The sequence below is a fragment of the Rhodococcus sp. IEGM 1306 genome (assembly GCF_036541985.1).
GTDB classification, from domain to species: domain Bacteria; phylum Actinomycetota; class Actinomycetes; order Mycobacteriales; family Mycobacteriaceae; genus Rhodococcus_F; species Rhodococcus_F qingshengii.
The window spans coordinates 111,728-127,419 of record NZ_JAZHFF010000009.1 but is presented as its reverse complement, the minus strand read 5'-3'; the positions used below and the strand labels follow the sequence as shown (position 1 = coordinate 127,419).

Sequence of the window (15,692 nt, the reverse complement as noted above, 5' to 3'; positions counted from 1 at the left end):
GACGCTCTGTTACTGTGCGTTCATGCCTCGGCCACGCGTCCACGACCTCGACACCCTGCTCGACGCTGCCGAAAAACTTGCCGCCACTGCCGGGCCGAGCGCTGTCACGGTCCGGGCAGTCTCCGACGCCACCGGTGTATCCAACGGGGCGATCTATCACGCATTCGGCTCTCGCAGTGGACTGGTCGGTAGCGCGTGGCTGCGTGCTGCGCGACGATTTCTCGCGCTTCAACAATCGAGAGTGGACGACGCTCTCGCGGACCCGTCGCCGACTTCGGCGGTTTCCGCCGTCGTCGCGGCCGCCGAAGTTCCGGCCGTCTTCGCGCTCGACTACCCACAATCCGCGTTGCTGCTGTTGACGATCCAGCGCGACGAACTGCTCGGCACCGACGTCCCTGCCGACATCGCCGAGCAACTCACACAACTCGACCGGTCTCTGGTCGAGTTGTTCATCCGGTTGTCGACCGCGCTCTGGGGCCGCAAGGACGGCAGAGCCGTCGAGGCAATCGAGGCCTGTGTTGTCGGCCTGCCTACCGGACTGCTCATCCATCCCGCCAAACGCGCCGACGGTTGGCGAGTCCCCGACGCCGCAGCACGCGCGCGGTTGGATGCCGCCGTTCGAGCGGTTCTGCATCTCGACCCACCACTGCCCAAGCCACGCAACAGGAAAGGCCAATCATGACCGCAACTCTGCGCTTCGAAGACAAGATCGCCGTTCTCGATCTCGGCGAGGACGAGAATCGATTCTCGCCGGAGTGGCTCGATTCCGTCGACAAGCTACTCGACCAGGCTTTGAGCGAAAGCGCACATGCCCTGGTCACCACGGCGACGGGCAAGTTCTACTCCAACGGACTCGACCTCGACTGGCTGGGCGCGAACGGCGACAAGGCGAAGTGGTATGTGCAGCAGGTGCAGTCGCTGTTCGCCCGGATGCTGACGTTCCCGATGCCCACCGTCGCGGCGATCAACGGCCACGCCTTCGGAGCCGGCGCCATGCTCGGCATCGCGCACGATTACCGCGTCATGCGCGATGATCGCGGCTACTACTGCTTCCCGGAGGTGGACATCAACATCCCCTTCACCGAAGGAATGGCAGCTCTCATCCAGGCCAAACTCAGCCCGGCGTCGGCAATCGTCGCCATGACCACGGGGCGGCGATACGGCGGAAGTGACGCATTCGCAGCCGGTTTGGTGGACTTCACCGCATCCGTCGACGCTTTGACCGCCAAGGCCATCGAAATGGTTGCACCGATCGGCCCGAAGAATGCGGGCACACTGGGGGCAATCAAGTCGACGATGTTCGCTTCAGTGGTCACCGCTCTGAACACCGACGGCTAGAAGCGACGGACTGTGTTCTCGCAGAGCCGCTTCCAGATCGTCGGCAACACTTTCGGGATCGCGGCCGTCGGTGCTCAGAACCACGTCGACTCCACTGAGCGTCGGCATCGAACCGGCCAGCAGTTGTGACGCCTCCACCAACTCGTCCAACCCGGCCCAGCCGGCCGGTTCACGTTCGATGATTCTGGTACGCAACGTATCCGGATCGGCCTCGAGGCGCGCCAGCAGGTGCCCCTCGGCGCCGGTCGCGGCCAGCAGGGCGCGCCCGTAGTCGTCGTCTTCGACGGTAGCCGTGAGGAACAGGAGTTCGTACCCCGCTTCCCGGTACGACGCACACAGCATCCCGACGTGTGCGATTGCCCGTTCGGTCCCCAGCGGCGGATAGCACCGCTCGAGTTCGTCCACCTCGATCATCGCGTTGCTCACCCCGGCCTCGCCGAGTCGATCGTGAAGCGCGGTCAGCACGGAACTCTTCCCCGCGCCCGGCGGGCCTGTCAGCAGCAGTACGAACACGTCCTCCACTATTGCAGAGCCGTAAGCACGTCCAGAACCTTGTGCAGGCGCGGGGCGGCGAGAAGGCTGGAGAAGACAGCTCGACATGTACAACAGCCCTGATCGGAGCACAGCGATGACCACCACGATCACCGAAATCGCGCCGGACATCTACCGACTGTCGACCTTCGTGGACGAAGCGAACCTCACGATGAACCAGTTTCTCGTCGACGGCGAGGAACCCTTGCTCTTCCACACCGGGCAGCGAGCGTTGTTCACCTCGGCTTCCGACGCACTCTCCACGCTGATCGACATCGACCGTCTGAAATGGATCACGTTCGGTCACGTCGAGGCCGACGAATGCGGGTCCATGAACTCCTGGCTTGCGGCGGCCCCCGAAGCGCAAGTTGCACACGGTGCGATGGGGTGCTTCGTCCAGGTCAACGATCTGGCCGATCGGGCGCCACTTCCCTTGCAGGACGGCGACGTACTCGAAACCGGCAGCCGCCGAGTCCGGCACATCGACACCCCACACGTCCCACACGGTTGGGACGCGGGTCTGATGTTCGAGGAGACGACGTCGACGCTGTTCTGCGGAGATCTCTTCACTGCGTTCGGGCACCACCCCGCGACCACCGAGCACGAAATCGTCGGTCCCGCTTTGGAAGCCGAGGACTTGGGCCACGCCACCTGCCTCACCCCGGATCTCGAACCCACGATCCGCGCCCTGGCCGACCTCGAGCCGCGGATTCTGGCTACCATGCATGCACCGACGTACTACGGCGACTGCGTCACCACGCTTCACGACCTGGCCGACTCGTACGCAACACGTTTCGCAGCCGAAACCGAAAGATGGAAGTCAGACTAGAGCTTGCGCATTCGACGTGATTCGCGCCGCCACGGACAGCGCAACATGCTCGTGGAACGGCCGGGCCACCACTTGCACTCCGACCGGTAAACCGTTGCGGGAGAGTCCTACCGGAACCACGACCGACGGAAGGCCGAGCACACTGATCGCCCGGCAACTCGCGAGCGCGTCCATCCACGTGAGTTTGCGACCGCCCACCTCGAAGCTCTCCACACCGAGCGGCGGAGCGAGCACCGACGCAACCGGCAGAATCAGGACGTCGCCCATCTCGTCGAGGAATTCGGCGATCAACATCGCACGATCCGCCCACAGCGCTTCCACCTCGGCGGAACTGCGATCACGGCCTGCCGCAAGCATGGCGGTGATGTCCGCGTCGAAAGAGTGCGCTGAACCTGCGGCGAGAGAGTGGATGTCCGCGTGGGTCTCGACCGATCGCAACGCGCCGAAAAGCGCGTTGGCCCGCGGCAGAGCCAGACCGTCGTACTCGCTCGCGTCCAGGCTGATCGCCACCGTCCGAACCGCTGACCGGATTTCTTCGTCGACGGGAATCGTTCCCTCGCCGGTGGCCCAGCGGATGTCGAGGTCATCGACGTCGACCGAATCAGGCTCGCTCCACGAGAAATGCGGCATCGACAGGACGCGCAACGCAAGCGCCGCATCACCGAGGTTGCGGGCCAGTGGGCCGATGGTCTGGATCGTGCCGTGCATCGTCGCAGGGTTGGCGAGTACCCGTCCATCCGAAAGCACGCCTGGATACTGACCTTCCGGATCGACACGTCCGAGCGTCGGGCGAACCGAAGTGAGGCCGGTGCAGTGGGCGGGCCAACGCACCGAGCCACCAAAATCCGTACCGAGTCCGAGCACGCTCATTCCGGCAGCAACCGACGCGGACTCGCCGCCACTCGACCCGCCGGGGGACCGGACGACGCCGTCCGGTCGCACCGGACTGGCCGTGGTTCCGAACAGTTCGTTTCGAGTCAGGCCGCACGCGCCGAATTCCGGGGTGTTGGTCTTGCCGATCAGAATCGCACCGGCAGCCTTGAATGCCGCGACGGCCGGGGCGTCGACGGCCGGGACGTTGTCCGCCAGGGTGCGAGAACCGGCAGTGGTGCGCACGCCGGCAGTGGCGATCAGGTCCTTGACCGTGAACGGAACCCCGGCAAGGGGGCCGAGTGTCTCACCGAGAAGGCGTCGTTCGTCCAGGGCATCCGCGGCCGTGCGAGCCTCCTCGGCGCACACGGTGACCAGTGCGTTGAGTTCGTCATTGCATTCGTCGACCCGTGCGAGGTGGTCTTCGACGACGGTCCGCGCCGACGCCTGACCCGACCGCACGGCCTCGGCGATGGATCGGGCATCACGGCCCACCCAGCTCTCACGACTCATCGCACGCCTCTCCTTGCCAGTACCCTCTGCCGAGCGTAAGGACAACGAGCAACCCGAGAAACGACCACAATGCACATACCGACGGCGCCGGCGATGTGAGGTTTTGCCACAACGTTGGCGGCCCCGGAGGGATCGGTCAGGTGCTGGTACCTACAAACCCTGCCTGATGAATGCAGCAAGCTTCTCGATCTGTTGCTCGTTTCGCTTGTAATGCCGCCACTGACCGATTCGTGTGGTGGTCACCAGATCCGCGGCCTGGAGTGCGGCCATGTACTGAGACGCCGTCGATTGCGACACCTTCGCCCTCGCTTGAATGTGCTTGAGGCACACTCCGACCTCCTCAGCAGGCTCGAGCTGAGGGGGAAAGCTCCCGGGGTCTTTCAACCACTGCAGGATTTGCACACGCATCGGGTTGGCCAGCGCCTTGAACGCCGTTTCCCACTCGGTTGTTGCGTCTTCCATGTTCGTGAGCATACCGCTAGATCGCGAAATGCCGATATGTGTGGTTCACTCCCTATATCGCAACATCGCGATATACCAATGGGAGGCTGAAATGGTGCAGCACGACAAAGTGGCACTCGTGGTCGGAGCCCGAGGCGTGATCGGTGGGAACTTGATCGATCACCTCGAGTCGACCGGAGAATGGAAGATCATCGGACTCTCGCGGCGAGGCGGTACGGACACCGACCGGGTCGAACACATCGCAGTCGACCTGCTCGATCCTTACCGGACTGCAGCGGCACTGAGCGGACTGGGCGACGTCACTCACGTCTTCTACGCCGCCTATCAAGACCGCCCGACATGGGCCGAGCTGGTTCCGCCCAACTTGGCGATGCTGGTCAACACTCTCGACGCCATCGAGCCCGTTGCGGGCGGACTCGAGCACGTCAGCCTGATGCAGGGCTACAAGGTTTACGGGGCACACCTCGGACCGTTCAAAACTCCGGCCCGCGAGAGCGATCCACCGCACATGCCACCCGAGTTCAACGTCGACCAACAGCAGTTCCTCGAACGCAGGCAGCTCGGCAAGTCGTGGACATGGTCGGCGATCAGACCCTCGGTCGTCTCCGGATTCGCACTGGGTAACCCGATGAACCTCGCGATGGTCATCGCCGTCTACGCGACCATCTCGAAGAAACTGGGTGTCCCACTCCGATTCCCCGGCAAACCCGGCGCGTACACCAGCTTGATCGAGATGACCGACGCCGGACTCCTGGCCGAAGCGACGGTCTGGGCCGCGACCAACCCCGAGTGCGCAAATCAGGCGTTCAACATCAACAACGGCGACCTGTTCCGCTGGCAGGAGATGTGGCCGAAGATCGCAGCCTTCTTCGACATGGACGTCGCACCTCCGCTCCCGATGTCCCTCGATGTCGCAATGGCGGACAAGGAGTCGGTGTGGGATGAACTCGTCGAGGAACACCAACTTGCTCGGACCCCGTATTCCGATGTCTCGTCCTGGGGGTTCGGTGACTTCGTATTCGGATGGGACTACGACTTTTTCGCTGACGGATCGAAAGCTCGGCGGTTCGGATTTCACCGCCACGTCGACACCGAAGCGATGTTCCTCGACATCTTCGCCAATCTGCAGGCTCGGAAGATAATCCCCTGACTGAAACACGGTCACTCGGATCCTACGAACACTGTCACTGTCGGACCCCACGACTAACGTCGTAGGCGGGGTTTGAAAAGCAGGGGTTTCGGCGAGTCGTCGGTAGGGCCCCATGCGCCCCCGGACCAGAGGAGCGACGATGTCGGACAATACTTTCGATCTGGAAATCCTGAGTGCCTGGACTACTTTCGAGACTCATCTCGCTCGCTACATCTCCGTGATGGAGGACGACGACACCCTCGTGGTGGAGTCGCATTACGACAGCATGGACGAACTGGCCGACGCACCCGCGTGCATCCAGTTCTTCGCATGGAACCAGACCTCCGTGCGCTGTGAAGTTCCTTCCAACAGGTTTCTGCATCCACTGCGGATGCTCGAACCGGAAGACCATTCAGCGCTGCTCGACATGGGGTTCAACGCTCCCGATCTGTGCGAGCACGTACCCGAGGGCAATGGGTCCATGTCCTTCTACATCGACGTCGACCGCGCTCGTCCCGAGGAACTGGTGACAAAGGTGTTGCGCGTCTTCCGTGAAATGTGGAGCATTGCGCACCCGTCGTTCCTGCGTGCCAGCACCAGTGGGCGCGAGTCGACGCCGGCCTTCGCCACGACGCCGTCTCACGCTCCCTCGGGTTCGGGCGACATGCTGCGGATCCTGGTCGACGGGGCCGTCGAGCGCCTTCTCGGTCATCCGCCCAAGCGTGACGACGACGGCGACATCCCGCTGGTCCGCGGTGAGCAGGTCACCTATGTTCGTGTCCTCGAGGACGACGAGTACGTAGAGGTGTTCTCGCGGGTCGTGCATTCGGTGGAGAACCTCGAGAACGCTGCTGTAATTCTTGCTCAGCTCAATCGGCAATGGCCGACCATCAAGCTCATTCTCGTCGAGCAGAGTGTGCTGGGCGTGGTCCGCGTGGACGGCGCACCCTTCGTCGCCGAGCACCTGCTGCGGGCTCTGCGCTCGTTCGCCGAACTGGCCGAAGCATCCGACGAACTCGCCGAAGAACTGGGCGGGCAACCCATCCGCGCAACCGGAGACACCGCCTTCAACGACGGCATGGCCTCCGAGCACGAAGATCCCGGTGCCGAATACGAGTCACACGAGTGCCACGAATTTCCTCCGGCTCTCATGGCGCTCCTCGAACTCGACGCAGACGGAACGGGCGAGCTCAGCGCCGAAGAGGTTGCCGTGATCTGTGAGCACGACCGCGACACCATTCTCGACTACCTGCGGATCAGCCAGGAGCAGGAGACTGCCTGGCACGAGGCGTTGACCGAGTCCATCCGCCGCAAGGACGACGACACCGACCTGTGTGCGGGCGAGAAGCGCGCGTGGACGCACGCGATCCGCAACCTCAGGCGCGGACTGCGCGTCGTCGTACTGCCCGCCAAGGATGCAGCGCCCACCCAACTCGGTCTCTTCGACGATCAGGCCTGAGAACCGGAAATCGGGCGCTGCTTGTCAGCCCGGTAGTGGGATGACGATGCCCGGCAGGATCTCGATCTGACGCGGCAACTGGGGGAGCGGCGGTACTTCGATCGGCGGTAGGCCGGGCACCTCGATGGGCGCCGGGGGAGCGACCGCGCCCGTCGTGGGCGTGCCCGTCCCGTCCCCCGAGGTCACGCCGGAGTTCGCGGGAACGCCGGCCTGCCCGCCGATGGGGTCCGGCCACGGAAAGCTCTCCCAGTCGGATCCCTTCAGCGCGCCGTCCATCGTGCTCTTCCAGATGTCCGCAGGCACTCCGGAGCCGTAGATCAAACCACCGTAGGAGTTGGTGATGGCCTGAGCGTCGGAAGTTCCGATCCACACCGCGGTGGACAGCGACGGCGTGTAACCGACCATCCACGCATCCTTGTTCTGGCCCGTGTCACCCAACTGCGCGGTACCGGTCTTGGCTGCAGACGGGCGTCCACCGGCAAGCGCGTGACCGTTCGAGTACGACGCGATCGGCAGCATCGCCTGCGTGACGTTGTCGGCAACGGCAGCATCGAGACGACGCTCACCGGGAGAAACCGGGCGATCGAGCAGGACTTCACCTTCGGCCGTCACGACCTTCTGGATGAAGTGCGGCTGCTGGTACACACCGGAATTGGCGAGCGTCGCGTAAGCGGACGCCATGTCGATAACGCGAGACTGATACTGGCCGAGCACGATTCCGTTCTCCGGCGGACCACCCTCCTGTGTGAGCGTCGGGTAGTCGAGTCCGGGAATGTGCTCGGGGATGCCGGCCAGGTGGGCGGCGTCGGCGATCTTCTGGGGACCGTTCTCCATCGAGAGCATCAACCGGTAGAAGCTGGTGTTCAGCGAACGCTTGAGTGCCTCGGCGATGGTGCATCGACCACAGGATTCGCCGCCGACGTTTCCGATGGTCACACCGTTGATCGTGAGCGGTGAACTGTCGAACCGTGCGGACAGCGGAATGTCTTCCATCAATGCTGCGACCAGGCCGAAGACCTTGAACGCTGAACCGGTCTGCAGCGGCGCCTGGGCGTAGTCGAAGCCGGCTCCGTCGTCACCGCCGTAATAGGCGTCGACGCCACCGGTCTTGGGGTCGATGGACACTACTGCGGTCCGCAGGTCTTCCGGCTCGCCCTCGAGATTCCGCCTGACGGCGTTCAGCGCAGCTTCCTGCGCAACCGGGTCGATGGTCGTCGTGATCTGCAGACCAGCGGTGTTCAGCGTCTGATCGCTGATACCGGCCTCGGCCAGTTCCTTGAGTACCTGGGTCTTGATGTGGCCTTCGGGTCCTGGCGCCTGGTTCAGATCGGTCGGCCGATTGGCGGGGGCGACGACCGGGAACTGCATCGCGTCGCGATCCGTCTTGGTCAGGCTGCCCAGTTCCACCATGCCGTTGAGAACGTAGTCCCAGCGCGCTTGCAGCGCGGACAGATTGGTCTCGGGGTCCAGGAACGACGGGCTCTGGATGACGGACGCGAGAACTGCGCCTTCCTCGACACTCAGCTCACTGACCGGCTTGTCGAAGTACGCGTTCGACGCGGCGGCGATGCCGTACGCACCGCGACCGAAGTAGATGGTGTTGAGATACGCGGCAAGAATGTCGTCCTTGGACCATTCGCGCGCCATCTTGGCGGAGATGACGAGCTCACGCAGCTTCCTGTCGATACTGCGCTTGTCACCGACCAAGACGTTCTTCACGTATTGCTGAGTGATCGTCGAACCACCGCCGGCGCTTTCCTTGCCCATCACGTTGTCGCGGGCAGCGCGAGCAAATCCGGAGATCGAGAATCCGGGGTTGGTGTAGAAGTTACGATCCTCCGCCGAGAGCACCGAATCGCGGACGTGAATCGGGATGGCCGACAACGCGACCTCGGTGCGGTTTCCCTCCGCCGGCACTACCTTGCCGAGCACGGTCGTGCCGTCGGCCATGTAGATGGTGGACACCTGATTGGTCTGCATGTCAGAGGGGCGCGGGACGTCGGTCCGGCTGTACGCGACAGCAAAAACCGACGCGGGCACGATGACCATCAGGAGCACGAGCACGTAGATGGTCCGCCGGACGAACCGCCACTTCGAGCGCTGCTTTTTCGCGGGCTTGGCCGACTTGTTCGACCGGGGCGAATTAGCCGACTTGCCCGATCGAGCCGACGACTGATCGCCACCCGTCGCACTCGATCTGTTCGATGGACTCACTCAACACTCCCGGTCGTGGATCCGGACTTACCGGCACCATTCCACCAGGGTGATATCTCGATCAGATAACTCCCGGCAACTGCGATACCGAAATGTCACCCTACCGGGCTGGCTACTCGCGACGTTCTGCTCGGACCGCGTTCCGATATCCGCGGAACGCGAGCCCGAGAGCGACGACGCAACCGAGCAGCACCAAAGACGGCATCACGCCGGGGTCTCCCTTGACGATCGCGACCACAGCGCCGATCAACGCCATGAGGGCGAAGACCGAGATGAAGCCGGCAATCAGCTCCATACGCTGGGCGCGCGAAGCCCGCCTCATCGAAACCGTGCGCAAGCGCGCATCACGACTTGACGCCGCCTGCGGTCAGACCGGCGATGATGCGTCGCTGGAAGATGAGAACCATGATGACCAGCGGGACCATCACGAGGGTTCCGCCGGCCATGATCGAGGTGTACGGCGTGACGAATGGGTCCGTTCCGGAGAACTTGGCCATCGCCACGGTGACGGGTGCGGTCTTGTCACTCGAGAGTTGGAGCGAGAGCAGGTACTCGTTGACCGTTGCGATGAAGGCGAGGATCGCGGTGGTGAACAGTGCCGGCGCGGCGAGCGGAAGCATGATCAGACGGAAGGCCTGGCCACGGGTGGCGCCGTCGATACGCGCCGCCTCCTCGAGCTCCCACGGAAGCTCGGAGAAGAACGACGTCAGCGTATAGACCGTCAGCGGCAGCACGAACGAGATATTCGGGATGATCAGCGCTTTGTAGCTGCCGATCCAGCCGATGTCGGTGAACAACTGGAACAGCGGGGTCACGAGGGCGACGACCGGAAACATGGACGCGCCGAGGATGATTCCGGTGACGAAGTATTTGCCACGGAAATCGAAACGCGAGAGCGCGTACGCCGTGAACACGCCGATGACCAAGGCGATCAGCGTGGTCGCGCCCGCGATGATGAGGCTGTTCATCAGTGCACGGGTGAAGTTCACCTTCGCGTCGGGATCGAGCGCCGCGGTGAAGTTGGACAGCGTGAGATTGGTGGGCCACAGCGACGTCGAGAACGTGTCCGCCGGGTCGCGCAGCGCCGTCACGATCATCCAATAGCAGGGAGCGAGTCCCCACACGATGATCAGTACGACGCCGATGTAGGTGCCGATCTTGCCGCGTAGTGCCTTGTTCATACCGGCTCCCCCTTCCGCTGCTTTTCCTGCGTGCTGACCGCATTTGCTCCGAGGAATCGGACCAGGATGAAGGCCACAGCGAAGATGATGAGGAACGTGATGGTGGACAGTGCCGACGCCGAATTGGCGCCGACGCGCATCTGATCGACCACCAGAACCGAGATGGTGGAGGTGGCGGGATTGGATCCCATCATGATCGCGGGCAGGTCGTACATGCGCAGCGCGTCCATCGTGCGGAAGAGCACCGCCACCATGAGTGCGGGCTTGACCAGCGGAAGCGTGATCATGCGGAACCGCTGCCACGCCGTCGCACCGTCGACCTTGGCGGCCTCGTAGACGTCGGCGGGAATCATCTGAAGACCCGCGAGGATCAGCAACGCCATGAACGGCGCGGTCTTCCAGACGTCGGCGACGACGATCGCGAATCGCGCCGGCCAGGGGTCCGCCGTCCACAGGATGTTGGTGCCGAGGATCTTGTTGGCAATGCCGTCGTTGGCGAAGATGAAGAACCAGAGCTTCGCGGTGACGGCGGTGGGGATGGCCCAGGGAATCAGCACGGAAGCGCGGAGCAAACCGCGTCCGCGGAACGTCTTGGCCATGATCAACGCCATCGACAGACCGATCACCGTCTCGAGCAGGACGGTGACGACGGTGAAGCCGAACGTATTTCCGATCGACTGCCAGAACTGCGATCCGAGTGTGCCGGGCGGGCACGGAATCGAGCCGTTGGCGGTGTTGCAGGACTGGGTGATCCAGTTCTTGTAGTTGTCGAACCACGTGAACTGACCGGTGACGAACATGCCGGTCTCGGGATCGAGCTTCTTGCCGTCGCTGTGCATCGACATCCAGATCGCTCGTCCGAGCGGATACAGAATGATGACGGCGAGAACGATCAGCGACGGTGCGACGAACGCCCACACCGGAACTCGTCGACGCTTCTTCGGCTTGTCGGCCGACGCAGGCGGGGGCGAGGTCGGCGGGGGTGGAGTAGCTGCAAGGTCAGGCAGAACCTTGGTCAGGGATGTCCCTGCTGCCTCGGATGCCGACGGCTCTTCTAGCGGTTCCGGTGCACGGTGTCTCCCACCAACGCCCGAACGGTCGGGACCGGTTGAACCGGCCCCGACCGTGGGGTTGGTAGGCACAGCCGCGGAAGGATCCTGCGGTTCTGCCATTGCTTATTGCTCCTGGTAGATCAGTTACCGGCGGTTTCGATGCCGGCCTTGGTGTCCGCCAAGGCCTGCTCGACGGTCTTCTCGCCGCGAATAGCAGCGTAGGTGTTGTCGGAGATCGACTTCGACACCTGCGTGTAGTACGGCGTGACGGGGCGCGGCTGAGCGGTGGCGAGTGCTTCCTTCAGGGTCGCGAAGTACGGGAACTGAGCGAGCACTGCCGGATCGTCGTAGACAGCCGAGAGGACGGGTGCGCCGCCGACCTCGGTGAAGTACGTCTGCGACTTCTTGGTCTGCATGAACTCGAGGAAGTCACGAGCCGTGGCGGGTGCGTCCGAGTACGCGCTGATGCCGACGTTGTAGCCGCCGACGGTCGAAGCGCCCGGTCCGTCGACACCCGGAAGAACGGTGTAGCCGTACTTGCCGGCAACCGAGGTCTTCTCACCGTCGACCGAGAAGCCGGACCACGTGCGCATGAAGAGTGCCTTGCCGTCGCCGAACGCGGTCTGCGACTCGCCCTCGGAGTAGGTCAGCGCTTCCTGCGGGATCGTGTTGTCGGCGAAGTTGTCGACGATCGACTGAACGCCTGCCTTCGTCTTGTCGTCGATGGCCGGGGTGAGTCCGTCCGGGCCGACCCACGGTCCGTCGAAGGCGTTGGTGATCTCGGTGGTGTTGACCGTCAGGCCCTCGTAGTTCTTGAACTGACCGATGTAGCAGGAGATGCCGGCTTCGACAGCCTTCGGGCAGTTTTCCTTGAGCTCGGCCCACGTGGTGGGAGCCTTCTCGACGAGGTCCTTGCGGTAGTACAGGAATGCGGCGTTGGTGTTCTTCGGCGCTGCGTAGAGCTTGCCGTTGTAGGTGCCCGAAGCGACGGTCGACGGCAGGAGGCCGGACTCGTCGATCGCGAGGTCACCCTCGAGCGGCAGCAGCCAACCGTTTGCGGCGAACTGAGCGGTGTTGACGACGTCGACGCCGATGAGGTCGTACTCGTCGCTCTTGGCCTGCATGCGCTGGGTGATGTCGTCGACCTGCGCGTTGGCTTCCTTCGCCAGCGGCTTGAGCGTGACCTTCTCGTCCGGATGCTCGGCATTCCAGTCGGAGATGATGTTTTCGAGCGCCTCGTTCAGGGCATCCTGCCCCTCGACGATCGTGATGGGTCCGCGGCCTTCGCTCGAGGACGATCCCCCGGATGCGGCCGTGGTGCTGGTTCCGCTGTCCTTGTCCGAATCGGACGAACAGCCTGCCAGTACCAGCATGGACGCTGCCGTGGCTGCAATTGCAGCGCGGCGCATCGCCTTCGAGTTCAGAACCATGGATTCGCTCCCCGTATGTGTATGACAAATAGACGGTCACCGAGAGCCTGCTCACGGCATGCGCCATGAGTGCCGGCTCCCGGCATCGGCCCCTACTGTGGCACGAGACACCCGTACTTGTGGGTATTACGCCGAACCTGAATCGGTCATGTGTCGTTTGACAGGTCGACCTAACCCAGGCGACGCCCGTCGGTGGTGGCAAAAATGTGCACCTTCTCGGGGTCGACGCGCAGGTTGACGCGCTCGCCCTTCTGCGGCGGATTGCGCCAGTCACCACGCGAGACGATCTGCTGCAACCGTCCGCCGATCGTGGTCCGGCCGTAGACGTAGGCGTCCGAGCCCAGTTCCTCGACGACGTCGACCTCCATCGGCAGGCCTTCGGCGGCGATCTCGAGGTGCTCGGGGCGAATACCCAGAACAACCTCGGTTTCGACGACGCCGTTCATCGTCTCGCGCGGAACCGGAACGATCCCGTCACCGAATGCGACGCCGCCGTCGACGACGGGGAGGGTGAAGAGGTTCATCGCGGGTGAACCCATGAAGCCGGCGACGAAGACGTTCTTCGGCTTGTTGTACAGCTCGCGCGGCGAGGCGCACTGCTGCAGGATTCCCTTTTCGAGGACGGCCACGCGGTCACCCATCGTCATGGCCTCGACCTGGTCGTGGGTCACGTAAACCATCGTCGTCGCGAGGCGTCGTTGCAGCTGAGCGATCTGCGTACGTGTCTGCACACGGAGTTTCGCGTCGAGGTTCGAGAGCGGCTCGTCCATCAGGAAGACCTGCGGCTGGCGAACGATGGCGCGGCCCATCGCCACTCGCTGACGCTGGCCACCGGACAGCGCCTTGGGCTTGCGATCGAGGTACGGCTCGAGATCGAGCATCTTCGCGACCTCTTCGACGCGGGCGCGGATCTCCGTCTTGTTGGTTCCGGCGAGCTTGAGCGCAAAACCCATGTTCTCGGCCACCGACATGTGCGGGTACAGCGCGTAGTTCTGGAAGACCATCGCGATGTCGCGCTCTTTCGGCTCCTGACCGGTGACGTCGCGGTCGCCGATGAGGATGCGTCCACTGTGGACGTCTTCGAGCCCGGCGAGCATGCGCAGGGTGGTCGACTTTCCGCAGCCGGAGGGTCCGACGAGGACGAGGAACTCGCCGTCCTCGATCTCGAGGTCGAGCTTGTCCACTGCCGGAGTGTTCGATCCGGGGAACAGGCAGGTGGTGCTCTCGAAAGTCACTGAAGCCATGACGGGGTTGATCCCTTCTACCGGCAGGAACGTGCCGGACGATCCAAGTCGAGGGTGAGCGTGTGCGCTAGCAGCATAAACGTCCGTGTCGGCGCGCGAGCGTAGTCTTTCACGGTGAGTTCGGAGAAGATGCTGACCCGCATCGGTGCGCTGCTTCGCCAAGCGGAATCCACCGACAATCCACACGAAGGTGAAGCCTTCATGGCTGCCGCTCAGCGGTTGGCCACCAGTTCCGCGATCGACCTGGCGGTCGCGCGTGCGCACACCGCGTCTTCGGAAAAGCGTGCGACGCCCACTCAACGGCTCATCACCATCGGCGAACCGGGCAAGCGCGGACTGCGAACGTACGCCCAGTTGTTCATCGCCATCGCCGCTGCCAACGACGTGCAATGCGACATCGCGCAGACGTCGGCCGTCATCTACGCCTACGGCTTCGCCGGCGACATCGACGTGTGCGAGGCCCTGTATTCGAGCCTGCTCTTCCAGATGGTGCGCGACTCCGACGCGTACGTGCGTTCCGGGGCGTACCGCGGCGAAACGTCCGTGCGGACCGTCGTCGAAACTCGTGGACGACGACGCGTCAGCACGCAGGTCCGCAAGCCGGTGGCCGGAGTGACGGCACGCCTGAACTTCCAGATGGCGTACGCGTCCCGCATCGGCGCTCGGTTGGCCGAGACGAAGCAGGAGACGGAGAAGACCGCGATCGCAGAATCTGCCACGTCGTCTTCCGAAACCGCACTCGTGCTGCGTAACAAGGAAATCGAGCTGAAGGACTACTACTCGTCCAACTCCAAAGCGCGTGGGACGTGGCGGGGCGGCGGCCGCGCAAGCGCCGGGCATTCCTCGCATGCTCGACGAGCGGGTGATCGGGCTGCGCGCTCCGCACGTCTGGGGAACCTTCCGGAGATCGGCGGGGTGCGCGGGCAGCTGGACTCGTGAGGGATACGCAGCGGAGCGCCGTCTACGAGGCAGAGACCTTGGTGCGCACCATGTTCGATCGCGCCGACCAGCGTGGACTTCGGAGCGTCGAGGTCATGGGTTCCACCATCACCTTGCCGGTCGAGCGCAAATTCGGTTCCGTGGAGTCGGTCCAGGCGTACTGCGATCAGCTACTCGGGCTGAATTGGGTACGGGAGACCTGGACTCGCGCAACCATTCCGGTGTCCGTACGGTCCCGCGGCGGCAATGCCGCCGCTCACTACTCGAACGACGTCATCGCCGTCCCGGACGACCGTGACGGCCGGTGGGCGCTACGCGAATTCGTTGTCTTGCACGAACTTGCGCACCACCTCGGCGACCCCGCCTCCGACGAGGCTTCCCACGGGCCCGAGTTCGTCGACCGCTACACGAGCCTTGTCGGCGAGATCATCGGGCCCGAGGCGGCCTTCGTTCTTCGAGCGATGTTCCTTGCCGGTGGTGTTCGAACGGACTAGATGTCAG

General features: G+C 63.6%; 16 protein-coding genes. 7 read left to right on the top strand and 9 right to left on the bottom strand.

Features of this window, described 5'->3' with window-relative positions:
- Window positions 1-22 precede the first annotated feature (22 nt).
- Both V3587_RS23840 and V3587_RS23835 read left to right on the top strand, forming a co-directional pair.
- Entirely contained in the window at window positions 23-682 is a 660-nt protein-coding gene (locus V3587_RS23840) for a TetR/AcrR family transcriptional regulator (RefSeq protein WP_003946066.1), read from the top strand.
- Window positions 679-1,338: an enoyl-CoA hydratase-related protein gene (locus V3587_RS23835; protein ID WP_007735215.1), complete on the top strand. Its 660-nt coding sequence runs from the start codon at window positions 679-681 to the stop codon at window positions 1,336-1,338. Before V3587_RS23840 ends, V3587_RS23835 begins: the two co-directional genes overlap by 4 nt.
- On the opposite strand, the gene V3587_RS23830 is transcribed toward V3587_RS23835, so the two are convergent.
- Window positions 1,306-1,851: a hypothetical protein gene (locus V3587_RS23830; protein WP_231914970.1), complete on the bottom strand. Its 546-nt coding sequence runs from the start codon at window positions 1,849-1,851 to the stop codon at window positions 1,306-1,308. The genes V3587_RS23835 and V3587_RS23830 overlap by 33 nt on opposite strands.
- Before the next feature lie 115 nt (window positions 1,852-1,966).
- Here V3587_RS23830 and V3587_RS23825 point away from each other — a divergent pair, with 115 nt between their 5' ends.
- On the top strand, window positions 1,967-2,698 hold the full coding sequence (locus V3587_RS23825) for an MBL fold metallo-hydrolase (protein WP_003946042.1): 732 nt from the start codon (window positions 1,967-1,969) through the stop codon (window positions 2,696-2,698).
- Here the strand turns inward: V3587_RS23825 and V3587_RS23820 are convergent.
- Both V3587_RS23820 and V3587_RS23815 read right to left on the bottom strand, forming a co-directional pair.
- Window positions 2,690-4,081 carry an amidase gene (locus V3587_RS23820; protein WP_161120454.1) on the bottom strand — a complete coding sequence of 464 codons (1,392 nt, stop codon included), beginning with the start codon at window positions 4,079-4,081 and terminating at the stop codon, window positions 2,690-2,692. The two genes, V3587_RS23825 and V3587_RS23820, sit on opposite strands and share 9 nt — an antisense overlap.
- A 150-nt stretch (window positions 4,082-4,231) precedes the next feature.
- Window positions 4,232-4,543 carry an ArsR/SmtB family transcription factor gene (locus V3587_RS23815; protein WP_007735219.1) on the bottom strand — a complete coding sequence of 104 codons (312 nt, stop codon included), beginning with the start codon at window positions 4,541-4,543 and terminating at the stop codon, window positions 4,232-4,234.
- Window positions 4,544-4,634: 91 nt separating this feature from the next.
- Here V3587_RS23815 and V3587_RS23810 point away from each other — a divergent pair, with 91 nt between their 5' ends.
- Entirely contained in the window at window positions 4,635-5,693 is a 1,059-nt protein-coding gene (locus V3587_RS23810; protein WP_042926153.1) for an SDR family oxidoreductase, read from the top strand.
- 139 nt (window positions 5,694-5,832) lie between these two features.
- The gene (locus V3587_RS23805) at window positions 5,833-7,131 is read left to right on the top strand and encodes a T3SS (YopN, CesT) and YbjN peptide-binding chaperone 1 (RefSeq protein ID WP_118605734.1); all 1,299 of its coding nucleotides are present in this window, start codon (window positions 5,833-5,835) and stop codon (window positions 7,129-7,131) included.
- A gap of 24 nt (window positions 7,132-7,155) precedes the next feature.
- Here V3587_RS23805 and V3587_RS23800 read toward each other — a convergent pair whose 3' ends face one another.
- The 6 genes from V3587_RS23800 to V3587_RS23775 all read right to left on the bottom strand — a co-directional run bounded on the left by V3587_RS23800 (window position 7,156) and on the right by V3587_RS23775 (window position 14,252).
- Complete coding sequence (locus V3587_RS23800) at window positions 7,156-9,345, bottom strand: transglycosylase domain-containing protein (RefSeq protein WP_158171299.1); 2,190 nt, start codon at window positions 9,343-9,345, stop codon at window positions 7,156-7,158.
- Window positions 9,346-9,457: 112 nt separating this feature from the next.
- The gene (locus V3587_RS23795) at window positions 9,458-9,667 is read right to left on the bottom strand and encodes a hypothetical protein (protein WP_019746112.1); all 210 of its coding nucleotides are present in this window, start codon (window positions 9,665-9,667) and stop codon (window positions 9,458-9,460) included.
- A 22-nt stretch (window positions 9,668-9,689) separates the two neighbouring features.
- Window positions 9,690-10,526 (bottom strand): carbohydrate ABC transporter permease, encoded by an 837-nt coding sequence (locus tag V3587_RS23790; protein WP_003946046.1) that lies wholly within the window; start codon window positions 10,524-10,526, stop codon window positions 9,690-9,692.
- Window positions 10,523-11,698 (bottom strand): carbohydrate ABC transporter permease, encoded by a 1,176-nt coding sequence (locus tag V3587_RS23785; RefSeq protein ID WP_007735224.1) that lies wholly within the window; start codon window positions 11,696-11,698, stop codon window positions 10,523-10,525. The genes V3587_RS23790 and V3587_RS23785 overlap by 4 nt, the downstream gene beginning before the upstream one ends.
- A gap of 20 nt (window positions 11,699-11,718) precedes the next feature.
- Window positions 11,719-13,008, bottom strand: coding sequence for an ABC transporter substrate-binding protein (locus tag V3587_RS23780; protein WP_007735225.1), 1,290 nt, complete (start codon window positions 13,006-13,008; stop codon window positions 11,719-11,721).
- Window positions 13,009-13,178: 170 nt separating this feature from the next.
- Window positions 13,179-14,252, bottom strand: coding sequence for an ABC transporter ATP-binding protein (locus V3587_RS23775; protein ID WP_003946073.1), 1,074 nt, complete (start codon window positions 14,250-14,252; stop codon window positions 13,179-13,181).
- Between the two features lie 114 nt (window positions 14,253-14,366).
- Here V3587_RS23775 and V3587_RS23770 point away from each other — a divergent pair, with 114 nt between their 5' ends.
- Entirely contained in the window at window positions 14,367-15,191 is an 825-nt protein-coding gene (locus tag V3587_RS23770) for a DUF2786 domain-containing protein (protein WP_030537724.1), read from the top strand.
- Window positions 15,188-15,685, top strand: a complete 498-nt coding sequence (locus V3587_RS23765; protein WP_042450620.1) for a TIGR04338 family metallohydrolase — start codon at window positions 15,188-15,190, stop codon at window positions 15,683-15,685. The genes V3587_RS23770 and V3587_RS23765 overlap by 4 nt, the downstream gene beginning before the upstream one ends.
- The last annotated feature ends 7 nt before the right edge of the window (window positions 15,686-15,692 follow it).